Source organism: Hymenobacter mucosus (assembly GCF_900188255.1).
GTDB lineage: Bacteria > Bacteroidota > Bacteroidia > Cytophagales > Hymenobacteraceae > Hymenobacter > Hymenobacter mucosus.
Window position 1 is genome coordinate 43,820 of the sequence record NZ_FZNS01000016.1, and the last position, 19,870, is coordinate 63,689.

Annotated in this window: 21 protein-coding genes and 1 pseudogene; 7 read left to right on the forward strand and 15 right to left on the reverse strand. The window is 58.6% G+C overall.

Annotated elements, in window-relative coordinates:
* Positions 1–153: 153 nt before the first annotated feature.
* From CHB83_RS21685 to CHB83_RS21740, 12 genes are all read right to left on the reverse strand, one after another.
* Positions 154–489 carry a four-helix bundle copper-binding protein gene (locus CHB83_RS21685; protein WP_089334267.1) on the reverse strand — a complete coding sequence of 112 codons (336 nt, stop codon included), beginning with the start codon at positions 487–489 and terminating at the stop codon, positions 154–156.
* Positions 490–532: 43 nt separating this feature from the next.
* Positions 533–1,174, reverse strand: a complete 642-nt coding sequence (locus CHB83_RS21690; protein WP_143437243.1) for a helix-turn-helix domain-containing protein — start codon at positions 1,172–1,174, stop codon at positions 533–535.
* Between the two features lie 4 nt (positions 1,175–1,178).
* On the reverse strand, positions 1,179–4,400 hold the full coding sequence (locus CHB83_RS21695) for an efflux RND transporter permease subunit (RefSeq protein ID WP_089334269.1): 3,222 nt from the start codon (positions 4,398–4,400) through the stop codon (positions 1,179–1,181).
* A gap of 87 nt (positions 4,401–4,487) precedes the next feature.
* Complete coding sequence (locus CHB83_RS21700; RefSeq protein WP_089334270.1) at positions 4,488–4,985, reverse strand: YybH family protein; 498 nt, start codon at positions 4,983–4,985, stop codon at positions 4,488–4,490.
* A 20-nt stretch (positions 4,986–5,005) separates the two neighbouring features.
* On the reverse strand, positions 5,006–6,151 hold the full coding sequence (locus CHB83_RS21705; RefSeq protein ID WP_089334271.1) for an efflux RND transporter periplasmic adaptor subunit: 1,146 nt from the start codon (positions 6,149–6,151) through the stop codon (positions 5,006–5,008).
* Positions 6,135–6,743 (reverse strand): hypothetical protein, encoded by a 609-nt coding sequence (locus tag CHB83_RS21710; protein WP_089334272.1) that lies wholly within the window; start codon positions 6,741–6,743, stop codon positions 6,135–6,137. The genes CHB83_RS21705 and CHB83_RS21710 overlap by 17 nt, the downstream gene beginning before the upstream one ends.
* 1 nt (position 6,744) lies before the next feature.
* Positions 6,745–7,980, reverse strand: a complete 1,236-nt coding sequence (locus CHB83_RS21715; protein ID WP_089334273.1) for a TolC family protein — start codon at positions 7,978–7,980, stop codon at positions 6,745–6,747.
* Positions 7,981–8,085: 105 nt separating this feature from the next.
* Positions 8,086–8,646: a heavy metal-binding domain-containing protein gene (locus CHB83_RS21720; RefSeq protein ID WP_089334274.1), complete on the reverse strand. Its 561-nt coding sequence runs from the start codon at positions 8,644–8,646 to the stop codon at positions 8,086–8,088.
* Between the two features lie 40 nt (positions 8,647–8,686).
* Positions 8,687–9,415 (reverse strand): DUF305 domain-containing protein, encoded by a 729-nt coding sequence (locus CHB83_RS21725; RefSeq protein ID WP_089334275.1) that lies wholly within the window; start codon positions 9,413–9,415, stop codon positions 8,687–8,689.
* Between the two features lie 37 nt (positions 9,416–9,452).
* Positions 9,453–10,400, reverse strand: coding sequence for a heavy metal-binding domain-containing protein (locus tag CHB83_RS21730; RefSeq protein ID WP_089334276.1), 948 nt, complete (start codon positions 10,398–10,400; stop codon positions 9,453–9,455).
* Between the two features lie 64 nt (positions 10,401–10,464).
* On the reverse strand, positions 10,465–10,596 hold the full coding sequence (locus CHB83_RS24270; protein ID WP_262490744.1) for a hypothetical protein: 132 nt from the start codon (positions 10,594–10,596) through the stop codon (positions 10,465–10,467).
* A 129-nt stretch (positions 10,597–10,725) separates the two neighbouring features.
* A complete protein-coding gene (locus CHB83_RS21740) occupies positions 10,726–11,208 on the reverse strand; it encodes a hypothetical protein (protein ID WP_089334278.1) in 483 nt (160 codons plus the stop codon).
* 372 nt (positions 11,209–11,580) lie between these two features.
* On the opposite strand from CHB83_RS21740, the gene CHB83_RS21745 reads away from it, so the two are divergent.
* The 4 genes from CHB83_RS21745 (at position 11,581) to CHB83_RS21760 (ending at position 15,940) form a co-directional block, all read left to right on the forward strand.
* A complete protein-coding gene (locus CHB83_RS21745) occupies positions 11,581–12,426 on the forward strand; it encodes a hypothetical protein (protein WP_089334279.1) in 846 nt (281 codons plus the stop codon).
* 220 nt (positions 12,427–12,646) lie between these two features.
* Positions 12,647–14,920 (forward strand): heavy metal translocating P-type ATPase, encoded by a 2,274-nt coding sequence (locus tag CHB83_RS21750; RefSeq protein WP_089334280.1) that lies wholly within the window; start codon positions 12,647–12,649, stop codon positions 14,918–14,920.
* Between the two features lie 6 nt (positions 14,921–14,926).
* The gene (locus tag CHB83_RS21755) at positions 14,927–15,304 is read left to right on the forward strand and encodes a cupredoxin domain-containing protein (RefSeq protein ID WP_089334281.1); all 378 of its coding nucleotides are present in this window, start codon (positions 14,927–14,929) and stop codon (positions 15,302–15,304) included.
* Between the two features lie 6 nt (positions 15,305–15,310).
* Positions 15,311–15,940 (forward strand): helix-turn-helix domain-containing protein, encoded by a 630-nt coding sequence (locus tag CHB83_RS21760; protein ID WP_245855406.1) that lies wholly within the window; start codon positions 15,311–15,313, stop codon positions 15,938–15,940.
* A 95-nt stretch (positions 15,941–16,035) separates the two neighbouring features.
* Here the strand turns inward: CHB83_RS21760 and CHB83_RS21765 are convergent, their stop codons facing one another.
* Complete coding sequence (locus CHB83_RS21765) at positions 16,036–16,482, reverse strand: DUF2141 domain-containing protein (protein ID WP_089334282.1); 447 nt, start codon at positions 16,480–16,482, stop codon at positions 16,036–16,038.
* A gap of 199 nt (positions 16,483–16,681) precedes the next feature.
* On the opposite strand from CHB83_RS21765, the gene CHB83_RS21770 reads away from it, so the two are divergent.
* Positions 16,682–17,311 carry a DUF305 domain-containing protein gene (locus CHB83_RS21770; RefSeq protein WP_089334283.1) on the forward strand — a complete coding sequence of 210 codons (630 nt, stop codon included), beginning with the start codon at positions 16,682–16,684 and terminating at the stop codon, positions 17,309–17,311.
* A gap of 132 nt (positions 17,312–17,443) precedes the next feature.
* Here CHB83_RS21770 and CHB83_RS23665 read toward each other — a convergent pair whose 3' ends face one another.
* A complete protein-coding gene (locus CHB83_RS23665) occupies positions 17,444–17,737 on the reverse strand; it encodes a hypothetical protein (protein WP_143437244.1) in 294 nt (97 codons plus the stop codon).
* A gap of 195 nt (positions 17,738–17,932) precedes the next feature.
* Positions 17,933–18,961, reverse strand: coding sequence for a hypothetical protein (locus CHB83_RS21775; protein WP_089334284.1), 1,029 nt, complete (start codon positions 18,959–18,961; stop codon positions 17,933–17,935).
* Between the two features lie 232 nt (positions 18,962–19,193).
* Between CHB83_RS21775 and CHB83_RS21780 the strand changes: the two genes are divergently transcribed.
* Both CHB83_RS21780 and CHB83_RS21785 read left to right on the forward strand, forming a co-directional pair.
* Positions 19,194–19,664, forward strand: coding sequence for a LexA family protein (locus CHB83_RS21780; RefSeq protein ID WP_089334285.1), 471 nt, complete (start codon positions 19,194–19,196; stop codon positions 19,662–19,664).
* A 4-nt stretch (positions 19,665–19,668) separates the two neighbouring features.
* Positions 19,669–19,773, forward strand: a pseudogene (locus CHB83_RS21785) (Y-family DNA polymerase); the annotation flags it as partial.
* Positions 19,774–19,870 lie beyond the last annotated feature (97 nt).

The following is a 19,870-nucleotide window of genomic DNA, read 5'->3' on the forward strand; positions in this document are numbered from 1 at the left end:
CGAGTTCGACATGCTAACAGCCAAAAGTAGGTGCTCGTGCGCCGCACCGGGTACAGAATTGTGCCGGCAACTTGCATGATTTCTACGGCATGGAAACGGCCACCGCCCGTTGGTACCATACCAACGGGCGGTGGCCGTTTCTCTAAAGGCAAGCTAGGCGGTTACCCCTTGGCGGCAGGCCTCCTCACAGCGGCGGCACGCCTCGGCACACTCGCGGCAGTGTTCCATGTGCGCAGCGTGCTGCTCGCATTCGTCGCCGCAGGCCTTGCAGATCTCGGCGCACTCACGCAGCAAATGCGCGGCGTGCTCGGAGCCCCGGGCTACCAAGCGGGCGGTCAACGCGCAGATATCGGCGCAGTCGCGGTCCAAGCTGATGCAGCGGACCATCATTTTAACATCGTCTTCCTGCAGGCAGGCCGTGGCGCAGTGCTCGCAGGCAGCAATACAGGCGTTGAGGGCGGCGAGCAGGCTTTGATTTTGCTGGTGCATAATAAAGAAATCAAGTGAACAAGGGTCGGTTGTCTTTTTCTAATTATACCCCGCTAGGAACTGCTGGTTTTATATCTGACGCGCTCAGGCTTGCATCATTTGGCTGCTCCTCGGTAAGGCGTTGCCGCTTGCGGTAGGTGGACGGCGAGCACTGCGCGGCCCGCCGAAACTGCCCCGAGAAGTGGGCTAAGCTGCTATAGCCTAGTTTCCGGGCAATCAGCCCTACCCCAAGCGCTGACGAGACTAGTAGCTCCTGCGCATAGGCCTGGCGCTGGCGGACTATATAGCCCGCCAGCGTATCGCCTGTGGCCAAGCGGGCGTAAGCTGCGCTTAGTTGAGCAACTGGTAAGCCTAGCTCCAGGGCGACAGCCGCCGGATACGCCCGATGCCGCAAACCGGGCGGCTGGCGCAACAATTGGTGCACCGCCGTCTGCACCCGGCCCAGCAGCGTTTGATGCACGGATTCAAGCAACGCAAACCCGGCTGCCGTGAGCGCCAACCGCAGGCGCGGCCAGTCAATCTGCTCGGCCGCCGCCGCTATCGTCGCGGCCCCTAGCCGCACCTCCAGCACCTGATAACCCAACTGCTCCAACTCCTGCCGTACCACCCGTATACAGCGCGCGCAGACGATGTGCTTGATGTACAGCACAGTAGTAGGCGGAATGGAACAGCGATCAACTGACATACACTTACCGCACGGGGAATAAGGGGTTGTGGTCGCCGGCCGGGGTGAGGGGCTGCGCATCCAATTCTTGCGGGTGCGCGTCCAAGCCGGTTTCCTGGTGAGCGGTGAAGTATTGCGCCAGCGCTTTATCGCCGACCAGCCAGAACACCACGGGTGTGACGATGATATCCAGGAACGTGGACGAGAGCAGGCCGCCTAAAATCACGGTGGCCACCGGGTAGAGGATTTCCTTGCCCGGCGCATCTTTGGCCAGCGTCAACGGAATGAGCGCCAGCGCCGCCACCAGGGCCGTCATCAGTACCGGCACCAGACGCTCCAACGAGCCTCGCACAATCATCTTGGCACCGAACACTTCGCCTTCGTGCTCCACCAGGTGGATGTAGTGGGAAATCATCATAATGCCGTTGCGCGAGGCAATGCCCGTGAGGGTGATAAAGCCCACCAGCGAGGCAATGCTGAAGGTGCCGCCCGTCAGCAGCACGGCCACCACCGAGCCAATTAGCGCCAGCGGAATGTTGAGCATGATCTGGCCCACCATGTAGCTGGACTTGAAGTGCGAGTAGAGGACTAGGAAGATGCCGGCCAGCGAAAACAGGCTCAGCCAGAGAATCTTCTGCGAAGCTGACTGCTGGCTCTCGAACTGGCCGCCGTAGGTGAGGTAGTAGCCGGCCGGCAGCTTCACCTGCTGGCTGATCTTCTGCTGAATCTCTTTCACTGTGGAGCCCAAATCGCGCTCAGCCACGTTCAGCGAGATGGTAATGCGGCGCTGGGTGTTTTCGTGGTTGACCGTGTTAGGTCCCGGCTCATAGATGATGTCGGCCACTTCACTCACCGGAATCATGGCCCCGGAGGGTGTTTCAATTCGCGTCTGTCCGATAGCAGCAATGTCGTTGCGCTGGTTTTCGGGCAGCTTCACAATCAGGTCGAAGCGCTGCTGGCCGTTGAGCATCTGCGAGACGACGGCCCCCTGAAACAGGGTTTCCAAATCGCGCACCACCTCGCCCCGCTCCATGCCGTAGGCTCGCAACGCCTGGTCGCGGGGGCGCACCAGCAGTTGGGGAATCTGCACCTGCTTTTCCACTTGCAGATCCACTACGCCCGGCACCGTGGCCGCCGCGCTGCGAATCTCGCCCGCGTAGCGGCGCAACTCCAATAAATCGTTGCCGAACACCTTGATGGCGACCTGCGCCCGCACGCCCGAGAGCAAGTGGTCGAGGCGGTGCGAGATGGGCTGCCCGATGTTCACGTTCACCCCGGTAATCAAACTCAGCTTCTCGCGCATGTCGGCCAGAATCTCGTCGCGGCTGCGCATCGTTTTGCCTTCTTTTTCCAACTCGTCCTCGGTTTTGAAAGCTACCTCGATTTCCGAGTTGTTGACTGATTCGGCGTGCTCATCGAGTTCGGCGCGGCCGGTACGACGGGCGGTGTAGGCTACCTCCGGTATCTTGAGCATCTGCTGCTCGCCGAGCGTGCCCAGCCGGTTGCTTTCGGTCAGCGACGTACCGGCCGGGGCCGAGAAGTTCACGGTCAGCGAGCCCTCGTTGAAGGGCGGCAAGAACTCGGTACCGAAGAAGGGCACCATGGCCCCCGCCAGCACAAACAGCAGTCCGGTGGTGGCCAGCACCACCTTCGGGTGCTGTAGTCCCCAATCCAATAAATGGGTATCCTTTCGTTTCAGCCAGCGCACCAGCGGGCCGTCGGTTTCCGCGTGGTTGATCTGCTTCATCTTGGGCAGCAGGTAGTAGCAGAGCACCGGCGTCACGGTCAGCGACACGAACAGCGAGGCCACGATGCTGGTGATGTAGGCAATGCCCAAGGGCGCGAAAATGCGGCCTTCCATACCTTCGAGCGCAAACAGGGGCAGGAATACCAGCACCACAATGATGGTGGCGTATACAATGGAATTGCGCACCTCCGACGAGGCGGCGTAGATCACTTGCAGCACGGGCCGGGGCTGGGGCAGGTGCCGGTTTTCCCGTAGTCGCCGGTACACGTTCTCCACGTCCACAATGGCGTCATCGACCAGCTCGCCGATGGCAATAGCTAGGCCGCCCAACGTCATAGTGTTGATGCTGATGCCCGCGAAGCGGAACACCAGGGCCGTGACCAGCAAGGACAAGGGAATGGCCACCAGCGAAATAAAGGTGGTGCGCACGTTGAGTAGGAAGGCAAAAAGCACGATTACTACCAGAATGGCCCCGTCGCGCAAGGCTTCCTCGACGTTGGTAATACTGGACTCAATAAACTCGGACTGCTTGAACAGCCGCGTATTGACTTGCACGTCCTTGGGCAGGGAGGGCTTAAGCTCTACCAGGGCCTTTTCCACGGCTTGGGTCAGGCCCACCGTGGCCGCGCCCGGCTGCTTTTCGATGCTCAGAATGACGGCCGGCTTGCCATTCACGCTGCCGTCGCCGCGCTTGAAGCGGGCCCCAAACTCCACCTTCGCAATGTCGGCCACCCGGATGGGGGACTGCTCACGGTAGCCCACGACGATGTTCTCGATATCGGCCACTGAGCGCAGCCGGCCTAGATTACGAATGAGCACTTCCGAGCCGTTGCGGTCGAAGAAGTTGCCGGTGGTGTTCAGGTTGGATTGGCGCAACGCCTCTTCCACCTGATTTACCGTCAGACCGGTGGCGTTGAGGCGGGGCATGTCCAGCAGCACCTGGTACTGCAGGTTATCGCCGCCAATCGGAATCACTTGGGCCACCCCCGGGATGGAGAGCAACCGCTGGCGCACGGTGTAGTTGGCCAGCGTGCGCAAATCGGCGGCGTTGGTTTGCGCTCCGCCCGAGAGGCCCACGAGCATGATCTGGCCCATCACCGAGGAAATCGGCCCGAGTACTGGGGTAATGCCAGTGGGCAGTTGCTCGCCCACGGTTTGCAGCTTCTCGCTCACAATCTGGCGGGCCGTAAACAGGTCGGTGCCGTAGTCGAACTCCACGAACACCATCCCTAGGCCAATGGCCGAGTTGGAGCGCACGGCCGATACGCCGGTAGCCCCATTCAGGGCCGTTTCCACGGGCAGCGTTACCAGGGCTTCCACTTCTTCGGGGGCCATGCCTGGCGATTCGAGGAACACGGTTACGCGGGGACGGTCCAGGTCGGGCAGCACGTCCACTGGCAACTGGCGGACCGTGTAGGTGCCGGCAATCAAGAGCCCGATGGCAAAGGCCAGCATCAGCAGGCGGTTTTGCAGGGCAAAGCGAATGATCTTATCAAGCATCGTCGGAAAAGAAAAACAGACGGCGGGTTAGCCACGGCCGATCAGGTTCTGGGGGGGTGCCCCGGACGGGGCGGTAGGGGGTAGGGGCTACTTGTGGGCCGAGTTGTGGGTGCTCACGAACTGCCACTGACCCGCCGCGTTTTTGCGCAGCACGCTGCTGGCGACTCCCCGGCGCTTGATGGGCGCCGGCGCGGTCTTCGCCTTCGGATCTTTCTTTAACCCAATGGTATAAGTGTAGCTCTCCGTAGCAAAGGCGTAATTGCCATCCACCGTCACGTCCGCCTTGTAATCAGCATAGGTGAACGAGTTGAACTCCTTAAGTTCCGGCCCCAGGTGGTGGTCCCGGTAGTGGGCGTAGGTACCCTCACGGCTGCCGGATTCCAGCACCACGGAGTTGGGCACAAACAACCGGGTGGTGCCGGTGGTGTCCAGCTTCTGTACCGCCTGCTGGTATTGGTGGAGCACGGCCCGCACGGCGGCTTCATCGGTCGAAAAAGCCACCGGGGCCGCAGCAGTTTGGGCGAGGGTCGGAACCGACCAGGCAGTTAAGGCAAGCGAAGCGAGAGCAGCGAGGAAAGCACGCATAGCAGAGAGAACAGCGAGGGCTACTGGTTGAGGTAGATGGACTTGAGTTGGTAAGTGCCGGTGGTCACGACCCGGTCATTTTCATTGACCTCGCCCTGTAAGAGCACCGTTTGCTCGCCGTTAATGGAGCCCGGCTGCACGTAGCGGATTTTAAAGCGCTCGGGCTGCGTGTGCACAAACACCACAGGCTTGCCGTTCAGGTCAGTCACGGCCGAAGAAGGCACCACGAGTTGCTTTTTTCCCTGGTTGCTTTGCCCCACCACCTGCACGTTCACGGCCTGCCCGGCCCGGTAGGCGGTGCCGGCCTGTGCGTCGAGTTCCAAAATCAGCTGTCGGGCCTGGTTGACGGGATTCACCGCGTTGCTGAACACGACCAGGCGGGCGGGCGCGCCGGGCTGGCCCTGCAGGCCTTCCACCCGAAACTCGGCGCCCGGCGTAATCTTGCCTAAGTCCTGGGCGAACACCTGGGCTTCCACGCGCAGCTTGCCGGGGTTGAGGACCCGAAACAGCTCGTCGCCTTGGTTGACTTGCTGACCCACGGCTAGGTTGAATACATCCACCGTGCCACTGATGGGCGAGGTGATGCGCACGCGGCGCTGCTGGGCTTGCCCGTTGTAGATGCTAGCGTTCTGGCGGGCCTGCCGTAAGCGCAGTTCGGCGGCTACCACGTCTTTGCGGGCGGCAATATCGGCAATGCTTTGCAGGCGGGCGTAATCCTGCTGGGCCGCCCGCAACTCGGCCTGGGCGTTGGCCCGCTCGGTGCTGAGGCCAATCTGCTGGGTCGCGTCGAGCGTTTGCTCGATGACGGCCAGCGTCTGCCCGGCCCGCACGGGCTGCCCCACTCGCGCCGTGAGGCTGACTATACGTCCTGTCTGGGGCACGACGATGCGACCTTCCCCGCCCGCCGCAGCGGACACGGTGCCGTAGAGCGTGGCGCGGCTGTAGGTACTGGAATAAGCGGCTAAGCGGGTACCCACCTGAAAGAGAAACTGGCTTTCTTTGGGCAGCAGCACCTCATCGGTCAGGGCCACGCCGGTATTGGCTTGGGCGGTGCCGCCGTGGTCTTCGCCGCCATGGGCCAGTACGGCGGCCGGTGGGGGCAATAGCACGGCGAGCGTCAGGCCCGCCGCTGCCGTGGCCGCCAGGAGTTTATGCTTGGTTTTCATAGACAACGGGAGTAGGGGTGGAAACACGCAGCGCGGGACGGCGGCGTAGCAGCATGACGGTCAGCACGACGCCCAGGGCAAAGGCACCGACTAAGGCCAACATGGTTTTCCAGGAGGAAAACAGACCGGGCGCGTCGGGCACGGCGGTGGCCGCTACCGGTAGCTTGGCGCCCACCTTGATGCCATCGAGCAGCAGCAGGTCGGCTTTGTCCCCGGCCACGATGTTGAGGGCGAAGCTGTAGGCTTTATTAGCCGGGAATTGGCCTTCTACTAGGTACACGCCCGGCTCTTGCTCCGTGACGGTCCACTTGAGCGCCGCATCTTCCGGGTTGGTTAAGGTCAGCTTGGCCCCTTTGATGGGCGCGTTGGTGGCGTAATCGGACAGGAACAGGCGCAGGTCGGCGGGCTTTCCGCCTTGTAGCGGCTCGTAGCGCAGCAGCACCTCGAACTGTTCAGAGAGGGCGGCCACCGAAAACGTGGTAGCCCCCGCAGGGGCTGCCCCTTGGGCGCCGTCCCCGTGGTCTTCGCCGCCGTGGGCCCAGGCGGGGCAACTTAGCAGCAGCCCGAGCAGTAGCATTAGTAGCTGTTTCATGTTATTCACCCCGCAGGTAATTAAGTTCGACCAACGCCTGCCGGTAATCCCGAATGGTGGTCAGGTAGGTATTTTGAATGGTAAAGGCTTGATTCAGGCTCTGAATCAAAACCAGGTAGCTGATTTCACCGGCCCGAAACAGGCGCTGCGACTGGCTGATAATGGCCCGCGCCTGGGGCACGCCCGTCTGCTCGTAATAGGCCAGCGAGGCGGAAAACTTGCGCGTGTCAGCCAGCGCCTGCTGGTACTGGGTGCCGAGTTCCAGGCGCTGGGTTTGCAGTTGGTAGCCTGCCGCCTGTGAGCGGGCCGTGGCCGCCTGTAGCTGGGAGCGGTAGGTCCAGAACCAGATGGGCACGGATACCCCGAACTGAAAGCGGTACTTGATTGCGGAGTTCTCAAAGGCCTGATTCTGATAGCCCACCGTTAGCGCCGGAGTTCGACGGGCCCGCACGAGGCTGATGCCGGACTGACTCAGTGCCACATTCTGGGTAGCGTAGGCCAGGGCGGGGCTGCGCACGAGGGCGGCACTATCTTCGGCCGGCAGACTGCCGAGCAGCGCCGCCCCGGTTTGCGCTAATTCCGGGCCGCTCCGGCGCAAGTCTGTGCTGGTAGCCAACACAGTCGGGGTACCGAGCAGCAAGCCTAAGCGGCGCTGGGCGGTGCGCAAGTCCTCGGTGGCTTGCTGCAGTTGCACGGCGACCTGCCGGGCCTCGGCGTCGGTACTGATGCGCTGCAGGGACGTGACTTCCCCGGCCGCAAACAGTCGCTCGGTGGCTACCCGCAGGGCCTGATACAAGCTGTCCTGGTAGGCAAGCTGCCGCACCTGCGCTTCCGCGAACTGCAAGCTCAGGTAAGCCAAGCGGGTGTCGCGCAGCACGCTGGCCCGGCTCACCTCGCGGTTGCGCTCGGCCAGCGTGAGGCCAGCCTGGGCTACCTGGCGCTGCCGCCGGTACACGTTGGGCAGGTCAATGGTCTGCACGACGCCCGGGGCCCACATTTCGCCTGTGGGGGCGGAAAACAGAAAGTCGGGGTTGGCCGGGGCAAATGAGCCCCGCTTCAGGGCCCGCTGCTCGCTGATTTCCTGCTCGGCCTGCCGCAGACGGGGGTGGCGCCGCAGGGCCTGCGCTTCGGCGCTGTCAAGTAGCAGAACCGCCGTTTGGGCCCGCGCCGGGCCCGCGAGCAGCACCAGCACGAGCAGCAGCCACCTACCCGGGGCATTTATCTTTAGGTACTTCATACAATCAGGTTAAGTCTTGCCCGAGGGGCTGCCCTGGTTGCCGTAGTGGGCAGCCAAAGGCCAAGCGGGCCCGGCATGCACCAGGCCCGCCCATTCAGTCGTGGCCTAGGTGTTTTTTACCAGCGCCATTCCGCATTTCGGGCAGCTACCAGGCTTGTCACTGGCACTGCCTGCACACTGCATCGGGCAGTTGTAAGCAGCGCCAACGGCTTTGCCGGGCTTGGCTTTGCTGGCGTCCAGCTTCTCAAAGCGGGCACTCAGCGACTGGCCTTTGGCCTTCACGCTCACGATGGCCGTGCGCAGGGAAGTGCCGGCTGGCAGCGTCGCTACCAAATGGTCGCCGCTGGGCGTCAGGGTTGCTGTGCTGCTTTTACCAGCACTCGTCAGCAGCATGACCGTGCCGGTCGTCCCCGTTGGGGCTACCGTGGCTTCCTTGGCATCAAGCAGATAGACGTGCAGGGCGCCAGCCTGTTGGACCAGTTCCAAGTGGTAAGCCCCGGCCGTGCGCACGATCCCCCCGTGCGGGGAGGTGTGGGCGTGATTTTCACCGACGGCCTGATGACCATGGGCGGCCGCGCCGGGCTGGGCACCATGCTGATGCTGGGCGGCAAGCGAGAGGGGCGCGGCCAGCAACGCGGCGGCCAGCAGAAGAGAGGAGAATTTCATAAGAGAGTTGTAGTAAGAAAAAATGGCTAGCCAGTGGGGCTTACATCTTGTCGGCGTTCTGGGCGTGCCAGTCTTTGAACTGCTGGATTTCTTTCTGCTGCTCGGTAATCATCTTCTGCGCCATTTCCTTGAGCTTGGTGTCTTTGCCGTGGGCTAGTTCCGCCTGGGCCATATCCGTGGCGCTCTGGTGGTGCACCATCATCAGCATGTTAAAATTCATGTCCGGGTCGGCCACCGTTTTGGGCATGTTTTTCATCATGCTCTCCATCGACGCCTTCATTTTACTGGTGAAGGGGTCGGCCGGGTCTTGGGGCTTGTAGTTGGTGGGGGCATTGTCAAGGCGAGTAGCGACGGCTTCCAGCTCGGCGATTTCCTTTTGCTGGTCGGCCTTGATTTTCTCGGCCATTGCTCGCATGGTGGCGTCCTTGCCATCGCGCAGCTCGATGTCGGCCATGGCTACGGCACCCCGGTGATGCTCTAGCATGTGATGGGCAAAGTCGTGGTCAGTGTTGCCCTTGGGCTTGGAGGCCTCCATCTTTTGCATCATCTCGTTCATCGACGTCATCAGCGGGGAGGTGCTGGCGGCGCCGGCCGTGTCATGCCCCATGGCCGAGTGGTCCATGCCCGCCATATCGCCAGAGCTGGCCGTTTCGGGGGTGGAGGATTCGGTAGCGGTTGCGGTCGAATCCGTAGTTTTTTCATTGCTGCAGCTAGCTAGCAGCAGGGTACCGGCGCACAGGGCGGTGAGGAAAAAAGCAGGCTTTTTCATGAATGTGGTTGGGAGTAAGGGAAGAAAAGAAGGGATACTAGGCCTTCACGTTGATGGTGAAGTCGCCCGTGTGAATCTTGCCATCGTGGTTGAATTGCAGGAACACGCGGTATAAGCCGGGCTTCTCGAAGTTGGTGTTGAAGCCAATGGAGGGGCCCTTGTCGGCTTGCTCGTTGGGGTGCACGTGCAGGTACTGCTCGGTGTCCTCGCTGATGACCACCACGTGACCGAGCGCCCCGAGATAGTTGTCAAGGTTGGTGACCGGCTGCCCGCCTTTGGTGATGTTGATCTTCATGCCCAGCAGCTGGCCGACGGTCAGCGGCTTGTCGAAGGAAAGGGTCGCCTGGTAGCCGTCCTTATCCCACTGCATGTCGTCGTTCTTGAACTTGACGGGCGTATAGGCCGCACCTTTTACCGTGAGTGGCTGCCGGCCTAGCTGGTGACCGGAACCCGTTGGCGTGTAGTCCTGGAACAGCACGTAGTCGCCGCCTTTGGGGAAGGTGTACTGCACTTTGTAGTCGCCCTGGGCCGTGTACTCGGGGTGCTCGTGGTAGAACTGGCCTAAGTCCTTGCTGACGATGATGAGGTGAATCTTCTTTTCGTGCACCACAGCCAGCGGCACGGGGGCTGACTCGTTGCCCGTTTCGCGGGGGGTGAACGCCAAGGTCGTGGGCTGCCCGGCCGTAACTTCCGTCGGGGTGGGCACCAGCCTCATCTCGTAGGTTTTGCCGTTGGCCACCTTATCGTTGTGTTCGAGCTTCATGCCGCACTTGGGGCACGTTTCCCCTTCCTTGGTGCTGGTAACTTCGGGGTGCATGGGGCAGGCATAGGTATGCCCGCCACTGTGGTCGGCAGTGCCTTCAGCGGGCCCGTTGGTGGGGGTGGTAACGGTGTTAGTGGCGCTGCTTGATTCGGTATTAGACGAGCAGCTAGTAGCAGAGAGCATGCCGGCCAGAGCCAGCAGCGAAAGCGGTATGCGGTACATAAGGAGGAAAAAGGGGGTGAACTAAGCGGCGCTTAGGAAAGCGGCCGGAAACGCGGACGCTCGCTTAGGCCTGCCACTGCTGCCAGAGCATGAAGCCCAGCGCGGCGACCACCACGGCGTAGAGCAGGTAGGAAAGCAGGCGGCGTAGCGGCCCACGCGGGGCGGGAGCGCCGGCCTGCTCGCAACAACTCTTCATGGTTGAAAAAGCAAAGCCAGTAAATGGGAAGGGAGGGGCGACTAGGCGCCGGGCCGACATGCCAAAGCAAAGGCTCGCCCCGGACATAGCGCTGCTATGTCCGGGGCGAGCCTGGAGCACGTCAAGTAATCAGACCGTTAAGGACTGAATGAAAATACGGATGTCCGGAATTTTGGGCGGCAGGTGCTCGCCGGGTACCAGCACCACGGAATTAGTGCGGTCCCACTGGCCGGCAGCCGGCCGAAAATAGAAGTCACTGGCAGCCGGCAGCAGGGCCGGCGCGAGCGTCAGCAGTTGCTTCTCGGCAGGTGGCGTCAGCGACTTGAGAATAGCGGCCGAGTTATCCTTGCAGCAATCCTCTTTGCCCATCGGCTTGGAATCATGCTTGCCATGGGCCCTCTTTTCCTTGGTAGGGTCCTGCTTGGCCATCGCCCGGTTGTGGCCGTGGCAGCCGGGATGTACGGGCTTCTTACCCATCGAGGCCTTCGCAACCGGGGCTGCCAGTACCGGATTCATGGTCGCGCACCAGCACTGGCCGACGAACACGTTGATGAAGACGAGCAGGAAGCTCGTCGCCAGCAGGCGTCGGAAAGGAAACAGGCTACGGAACATGACAGGCGTTAAGCAACTGCAAAATTAGACTTCTGCGCGGAAAGTACAGGACTAATTCTTTACTACTATTCCTACCTAAGAGTTCCAGCAAGGCTTGGTTAGGTAAGACGTGAAAAGGAGTAAAACAGTCTCTATCTGCTCTATAAGCCGGTTTATCTTGCAACCCCCATAGTTAGGCAACTTGTCAGACCACAAAATTATGCAAGTCGTGAGCGCTATTTTATAAACAGGTCGCTTAGTGGTAGAGCATAGGAATTAGGTGTATCCTATCAGCTTTGTATACTTTAACTCCGGTTATGGTCACGCCTGTGTAGTGCAGAGAGGGAGCCTGCAGTCGCAAGCTTAATTTATCGTCAATTTAGAAATACGATTATGATTCGAGGAGATAAAAAAGACAGCGACATTTTGCGGCATTACTGCCAGGTCCTGACGGACAGTATTCAAGCGGCAGGCCGGTCATTCACGCAAGCCAACCTCACTCAACACACGTATCTAGATTTGCTGCGTCGGATCCGGTCTACTCTCGTGGGGGTTATTATACACTTAGAACGATGGCCAGAGATAATCGAGCTGAAGCTTTCTATCTCGTTGGCTTTTCGCACTGCTTCAACCGATGCCCTGACCGGCTTGTATCTGGCAACCTTCCATGAAGATGCTGATGCCTTTCAGCACGAGTTGATGATATTGGACCTGGAATACTTCAAGTACGTCAAGACCATCTTTGAGCATACGGCGCTGGAAATGCCGGATGCCAGTGCCGCAGAGGTAGAGCAGGAAGAACAAACCCGTTGGGCAAAGCTATACCACGACGCGGAGCACTTGCTGCGCGGTCCTGGCAGCAAGCAACTCAAAAGCCCGGAGATGCTACGAGAAGCGCGGCACCAGCCATTGTTTCATGCCCCTGGAGGCCATACCCGGCCGTTATCTGAAAAAGATATGTTCAACCAAATAAAGGCGCATCCGGGTACACGGCATTTAGCCCGCCTTTACATCGTACAACGCCATTTATCACAGCAACACCATTACGCTCCGGCAAACCGTGATTTCATACAATTGCCCCCAGCTGTAGACTGCCGCTACTGGTTTGAGGCTCTAGTATATTTGATTGAGGTAAGCGGTATGCTGATGGCCTTACTAGAAGTACAACAACCTATCCGGCAAGAACTAGGAGAGAATCAAGCTTCTCTGCTCGCCCTTCTCGCGGATCGCGTTGAGTGACACTGACTGGGAGTAGCTAACACTAACAATCATTTCTCAAGCAGTTAGATACAGGTTAAAGACGACCATATTTAGCCTAAGCTGACCATACAAATTATGCAAGTCTAGAGAAGGATTCCGTACTAACTCTGGGCGATGAGGGCCGTTCCTTTGTAGTGTATTACTAAGCTGTTACTATCCTGATTTCTGGTTCAGAAACAGCTTGTTGCATACCCTTCTCATGGAACCAACCACCAAAACCGAGACCCTCGACATCGAAGGCATGACATGCGCCTCGTGCGCCTCATTCGTCGAGAAGTCGCTAACCCGCACGCCCGGCGTGCAACGGGCCGTGGTCAACTTTGCCACCGAGAAAGCCACCGTTGACTACGTACCGACCCAAGCTAGCCCGGCTACTTTAAAAGAAGCCGTTGTCAACGCTGGCTATGGCGTAGTAGAGCGCGCCCCCAACACGAGCGCGGCCGACCGCCAAGCGGAAATCGACCAGCAGAAAGCGCTAGCGTATCAAAAACTCAAGCGCCGCTTCTCTGTGGCCGTCGTGCTCGCCCTAATTATCATGCCCCTGAGCATGCTCATGCTCTGGCCGGCCATGATGGCACGCGTGAACATGCAGTGGCTCAACTACGGGCTGCTGCTGCTCACCTTGCCGGTCTTGCTCTACAGCGGGCGCGAGTTCTACGTGTCCGCCTGGAACGGCTTTAAGCACCGCGCCGCCAACATGGATACGCTGATTGCCGTGGGTACCGGCGCCGCGTTCCTCTACAGTTTGGCCGCGACCGTAGTGCCCGGCTTTTTCACCCGGCGCGGGCTCATGCCGGAAGTGTATTACGACACTACGGCCACCATCATTGCCCTCATTCTGCTGGGCAAGGTGCTGGAACTGCGGGCTAAAACCCAAACCTCAGCCGCTATCCGCACCCTGATGGGCTTGCAGGCCAAAACTGCCCGGGTGGTACGGTCCAATGGGCAGGAAGTGGACGTGCCTATCGAGCAGGTACAGTTGGGCGACACCGTGGTGGTGCGCCCCGGGGAAAAGGTGGCTACTGACGGCATTATTCAGGAAGGCCACTCAGCCGTGGACGAGGCCATGCTCACGGGCGAAAGCCTGCCGGTGGAAAAGAAAGAAGGCGACCCCGTCTTCGGGGCCACGCTCAACAAAACCGGCTCCTTCCGCTTCCGCGTCACCAAAGTAGGCGCCGACACCATGCTTTCGCAGATTGTGAAGCTGGTAGAAGATGCCCAAGGTAGCCGCGCCCCCATTCAGCGCTTGGCCGATAAGGTCAGCGCCATCTTCGTGCCCACCGTGGTGGTGATTGCCATTCTGACGTTCGTGCTCTGGTTTGATCTGGCGCCGGTGGAAGCACGGTTACCGCTGGCATTAGTCAATTTCGTGGCCGTGCTCATCATTGCCTGCCCCTGCGCGCTCGGTCTGGCGACCCCGACTGCCATTATGGTCAGCACTGGCAAAGGGGCCGAGCACGGGGTGCTGGTGCGCAACGCCGAAGCCTTAGAGAAAGCCTATCAGGTGAACACTGTGCTGCTCGACAAAACCGGTACCATCACCCGCGGCGAGCCAGCCGTTACCGACTTCGTTTCCGGGGAAGGGCAGTCAGTCGGCCAATTGCTGCCTTTAGTGGCCGCCGTGGAACGGCAGTCCGAGCACCCCCTGGCGGAAGCTGTCGTGCGCTACGCCGATGCCCACCAAGCGTTTGCCCTACCGGCCACCAACTTTCGGGCGGTGGAAGGAAAAGGAGCCACTGCTTCCGTCAACGGGCAAGCGGTGCTGATTGGCAACTTCCGCCTGCTGGAAGAGGCAGGCGTGAGTCTGGCCCCTACCTTGCGGCGCCAAGCCGAGGAATTGCTGGCCCACGCTAAAACGGTGCTCTACGTCGCCGTGGACGGGCAGGCGGCGGGCGTAATTGGCGTGGCGGACACTATCCGCGAAACGTCGGCGGCGGCCATCCAACAATTACAGCGCCTCGGTATCGAGGTGGTCATGATGACCGGCGACAACCCGCAAACGGCCGCGCAGGTGGCCCAGCAAGTCGGCATCAAGCGGTATTTCGCCGAAGTACTGCCCCAGGACAAAGCTGGTAAGGTGAAGGAACTGCAGGCCGAGGGTCGGGTAGTTGCTATGGTGGGCGACGGCATCAACGACGCTCCCGCCTTGGCGCAGGCCGATATTGGGCTGGCCATGGGCGGCGGTACGGACGTTGCCATGGAGGCGGCGGGTATCACATTGATGCGCTCGGATTTGCAGGGCGTAGTGACGGCCATTGCCCTATCGCGCCAAACGATTCGCACCATCAAGCAAAACCTGTTCTTCGCTTTCATATACAACACGCTTGGCATTCCCGTGGCGGCTGGGCTGCTCTATCCCTTCTTCGGGCTGCTGCTCTCGCCCATGCTGGCGGCTGGCGCCATGGCCCTGAGTTCAGTGTCAGTGCTAACCAACTCGCTGCGTTTGCGCGGCTTCACTCCCCTTAAGAATTAAGTAGTCATGGATACCGCTGAAATCATTGTTACGCTGAGCGGCCTGGCGTTGGCCGCGTTCGTGGTGTGGTACTTTTTCTTTTCCGCCCGGCAAACGGCCAGTGCCGTTTCATCTTCCAGCGGCGTGCAGGAAGTGGACATCACTGTCAAGGGCGGCTACTCCCCCGACGTGATTGAAGTGGAGCGGGGCAAGCCCGTGCAGCTTAGCTTCTACCGCGACGAGGAAAACAGCTGCTCGGAGGAGTTGCTGATGCCCGATTTCAGTGTTCGCCGCGATTTGCCCGCCTTTAAAACAACCTTAGTGGAATTGATGCCCGACAAGCCGGGCCGGTTCGAGTTTACCTGCGGCATGGGCATGCTGCGCGGCAGTCTGGTTGTCAAATAAGGAATTATGGCAATGATCCACGACGTGAGCCTGACCCACACCCTACCTGCCCCCGGCGCCCACCGGCTGCTAATCAAAAATATGGTCTGCCCCCAATGCATTCGGGTAGTCCGGGAAGATCTCGCGGCCCTAGGCTTGAAGGTGCATCACGTCGCGCTGGGCGAAGCCGATGTAACTACCCCCGACGGGGCCGAGCCCAACTGGGACGCGGTGCGCACCAGCTTGCGGGACGCGGGCTTTGCGTTGCTCGAAGACCCCAAGGCGCAGTTGGTGGAGCAAATCAAAACCCTACTGGTGACGCTGATTCATTACCCCCCGCCCGGTCCCCGGCTGCTGAACTACTCAGCCTACTTGGAAGAGCACCTGGGCCGCGACTACCACCACCTCTCGCACTTGTTTTCCTCCCACGAAGGGCTGACCATCGAGAAGTTTATCATCCGTCAGAAAGTGGAGCGGGCGAAGGAACTGATTGGCTACGGCGAGCTGAGTGTTACCGAAGTAGCCGAACAGTTAGGCTACAGCAGCTTAGCCCACCTTTCGCGGCAGTTTCGGCAGGTAACGGGTCTTACCCCCACGGAATTCCAAAAGCACGGGCCCGCCAGCCTCGCCCGGCGGAGCCTGGATTCGCTGATCTGAACCGCAAAATTATGCAAGTGAGAGCGCCTGAACTGTAAGTCTCAGGTCCGGGCTTACTTGTCCGCCCGGTTGCTTTGGTAGCACCTGGGTTTTGCTTATTTCATAGAAATGGCGACGGTTGTAGCAGCCCCCTGGACCGTGAACTTGCAGTCGTCGAAGGTGGGGACCCGAAAGCGGGGCTTCACGTTATTGGACAAGGCGAAAGGCTCGGTCGGGATGCCCACCATGTTGCGGTCCACCAGGTCGTTTTCGTTCAGATCCTGAGTCAGGGCAATGGCCCACTCCCCGGGCGGCAGTTGAATGGGGTAGACTACCTTGGTGCGGCCGGCGGGCTTGACGTACTTGAGCAGGGTGTAGTGATTGCGGACCAAGAAGTTGGCCTTCACGTTGTAGAAGTACAGCTTGAGCGTGGCCTTGTCGGAGACCAGATTGCTTACCACCACGTTGACGGCAGTTGTTTCGGGGGAAAGCGCAGCCGGGTTAGTTAAGGGCCAAAAAGCCGAGGCAGTCAGCCAGGCAAGAACAGAAAAGGTTGATCCCATAAGTTAAAGGTGAGGGGCAGCTTGAAAAGTCTTCCTACTGGGCGGGCATACATAGGCCTTGCTGTTTTCGTTCCGGTCTTAGGGCAGCAACTGGGGGTCAGCGAAATTATGCAAGCCGGATAGCATGTGCTGTAAATCCCTGCCTTTGGTCAGCCGTTTTGGTAAGCACCTACTTTACTCATAACCTCAACCACGACCTATGAACAAGCTTTTTCGCTTTCCCCTGCTGGCGCTCGCACTCACCTTTGCAACCCTGACCACCTCCTGCGACAACGACGACGAGGGGCTGGAACTGCAGGCCCATGACGATAACATCTTCATGCGCCAAATGCACGAGATGATGACGCAGATGCAAGCAATGACCAAGACGCAGGACCCCGATAACGACTTCGCCATGATGATGAAGATGCACCACCAAGGAGCCATTACCATGAGCCAGGAAGAGCTAAGAAGTGGCTCCGACACGGAAATGAAAGCCATGGCGCAGCAGATTATCGACAAGCAGCAGGCTGAAATCAAGATATTGGATGCCTTTTTAAGCAGCCATCCACCGCAGCAGCCCCCCGTGCCAGCATTTAACATGAAGCAAATGGAGAGCATGGAGCGCATGATGCAAGCCAACGATCTGCGCCCGCTCACCGGCAATATTGACTTTGATTTCGCGCAGCTCATGGTCGATCACCACCGTAGCGCCATAGAAAACTCGCAGGCTGAGATAGAATACGGCCGCACCACCGCGATGAAAGACCTGGCCCACAGTATCATTGACGAGCAGGAAATGGAAATCCAGGAGCTACAAGAGTGGCTGTTGGAACACAAGAAGTACTAATCACCCTATAACCCTATAAGTATACAAGAAAGGCGGCTTTGGGGCCGCCTTTCCTGTTTTGTGGTTACAGTGCCAGACTTAGAGCCTCTTGCTTCCGTGCTGAAGAGATGCCCGACTCTATTAACTTATCATCTATTTGGCTGTTTCATCGTCTTTGTCGGTGCGAAAAGTAATGCAGGGGTCAGGTTTATCGACCAAGCACCAATCAAGTGACATCCCGTTTGTGGAGTTGCACAAGCCATGTAGTCGGGACGAGAGCCGCAGCCAGCAAGCTTCCGTATCGTGTTGCTCTGGATACTTGGTCGCTGCTCGGCAGAATAGTTCATCAAGATCATGGTCGAGCACTGGCATAGTAGGAATGGCTTCAGCTAAGGAGTCAGATACTATGCAATCGAGGTTTTTAGGTTGGAAGGTTGCCTGCCGCATAATTATGCAAGCCGTGAGTTAAAGTATGTAAGTACCTGCTGCGGACAGTTATACTTACCAATTCAACTTAGCACTCTCGGTTTTAAACGGGCCTGAATTGGTCGGCACATTATTGCAATTACAAAAACACAACAACCTTAGCCTATAAAAAGCCCCAATGTGATTTACACCGGGGGCTTTTCCTTAGGATCTGGTCTAGCTCATGGCCAACTCGGCAAAGTGGTGAAATAGATGCTCGTCCTGGCGGAAACGGTCATTTATGGCCAGTGAGCTTTTGCTGTTAAACAGCGCGTAATTTGCGGCGTTGTAGGCCAGCCACAAATTAGCGTCCGTCTGCAAAAGCGTTTCCTCGTAAGCAAGACGCTCTAAGGCAGCGGAGGCTAGCTTCTTGGGGAGTTTGGTATCCGCAAAGAGCTTTTCCCGGTCGCCGGTAACCGCTTGGCGGGAAAGCTGCTTGTAAACTTCGGTGGTCAACGAGTGGCGTTGCTGCACGAACTGCTGAAACGCCTGCTCCAAGTGCTGCTTGAAAATCTGTAGGTTCAGGCCCTTGTGCGCAAACTTGCGCTCCACCAAAATTTCGTGCTCCCGCTTAACCTCGCGCTCTGTGACTTCCACTAACTCATGCTCCTTCTCCTGCTGAATCTTGCGGTGCTTGGTGGGCTTGCCTGCGGCTAACCAGTTCAGGTATTCATCGACGGTATAGTAATCATCGGCCCATCCCATTAAGCCATTGGTGCATACTTCGCGATAGTAGCTCACCCGCATTTTGCTGTGGCTGCTGGTCTGCTCACGCTCCCACTCGGCCGAACCTTGCAACGAGAAGGGCGTTTTGCCGCTGTACGAGTTGTTGATGATTAGGGAGCGAAATAGCCGGTCCCGTACTTTCGAGTTGTCGGTAGTTGCCACGTCGTTGATTTCGTCGGGCATGATGATGGAAAGGCAGAACTCGCCCCGGTCCGTGAAGCTAGCGCGTAAGCTATGGCCGGGTAGCTGCTGCTCGGCCACTTCGCGCACCAGCGTATTTGGTATCAACGTGTACTCGCCGCTTTGCATGGCAAAGATGGTTTTCTGCCCTGGGGTAACTTCTCCGATAACGGCCCGGCTGCGGTCACTTGGCACCAAGTAAGGCTCGTTAAGCAGATTAACCAAGGGGGCAACTTCAATGGGAAAGCAAATCTTATCCCATTCGGTAGCATGGTCGAGAAGGGTGGCTTTGGTGCTCATAGAAAAGGGGGTTAAACTGCGTTGCTGATACTATTTAACGCTTTTCACCTCCTTAATGTTGCAGTTTTTACAACTTTATTTATGTATTTTCTGCATCTTTTTTTCTACCACGGCGGGTACTTTTTTCCCTTTCGTTCTTTTTGCAATTGGGAAATTTGCCAACACTCTTAGTTAATTACATACTAATCTTATTGGCATACGTTTACTTTGTGGTACATCTACCAGGTGATTTATGAGTGATGTTGAGTTAATCCGGGTGCCTGAGCCCGGCCCGAATCCTTTTCTGCTGCCTCTTTTCAGCTACCTAGTTCCGGCTGGTTTTCCCTCTCCGGCCTCTGACCATCTGGAAGGGCTTTTTGATATGAACCGGCTGCTGTTCCGGCATCCTGACGCAACCTATATGCTGCGGGTCGGTGGGGAAAGCATGAGTGGCGCGGAAATTCATACCGGCGATCTGTTAGCCGTGGACAAGCACCTAGAAGCCGACCACGGCCATATCGTCGTTGCCGTTGTGCACGGAGAATGCACGGTAAAGCGCCTGGTGCGCGAAGGGCAAAGCTGGTGGCTTATGCCTGCTAATCCTGCTTTTAAACCCTATGAAATAACCGACACGGACGAGCTGCGCATTTGGGGTGTGGTTACGCATGTCGTGCATGAGCTGATTCCAGGGCGGCTGCAAGCTCTGATTCAAAGTATTGATTAGAGCTATGTTCGGCCTACTTGACTGCAACAATTTTTACGTGAGCTGTGAGCGGGTTTTTCAGCCGCGCTACGAGGGTCAGCCGGTGGTGGTGCTCTCGAACAATGATGGCAACGTGCGACCTGTTGCCTGTGAACTACATAAGCAGGCGTTCTTTAGCTAGGGCTAAAGAATAACTATCTGTCTGGTGCAGAGCTAACTTCTCTGCC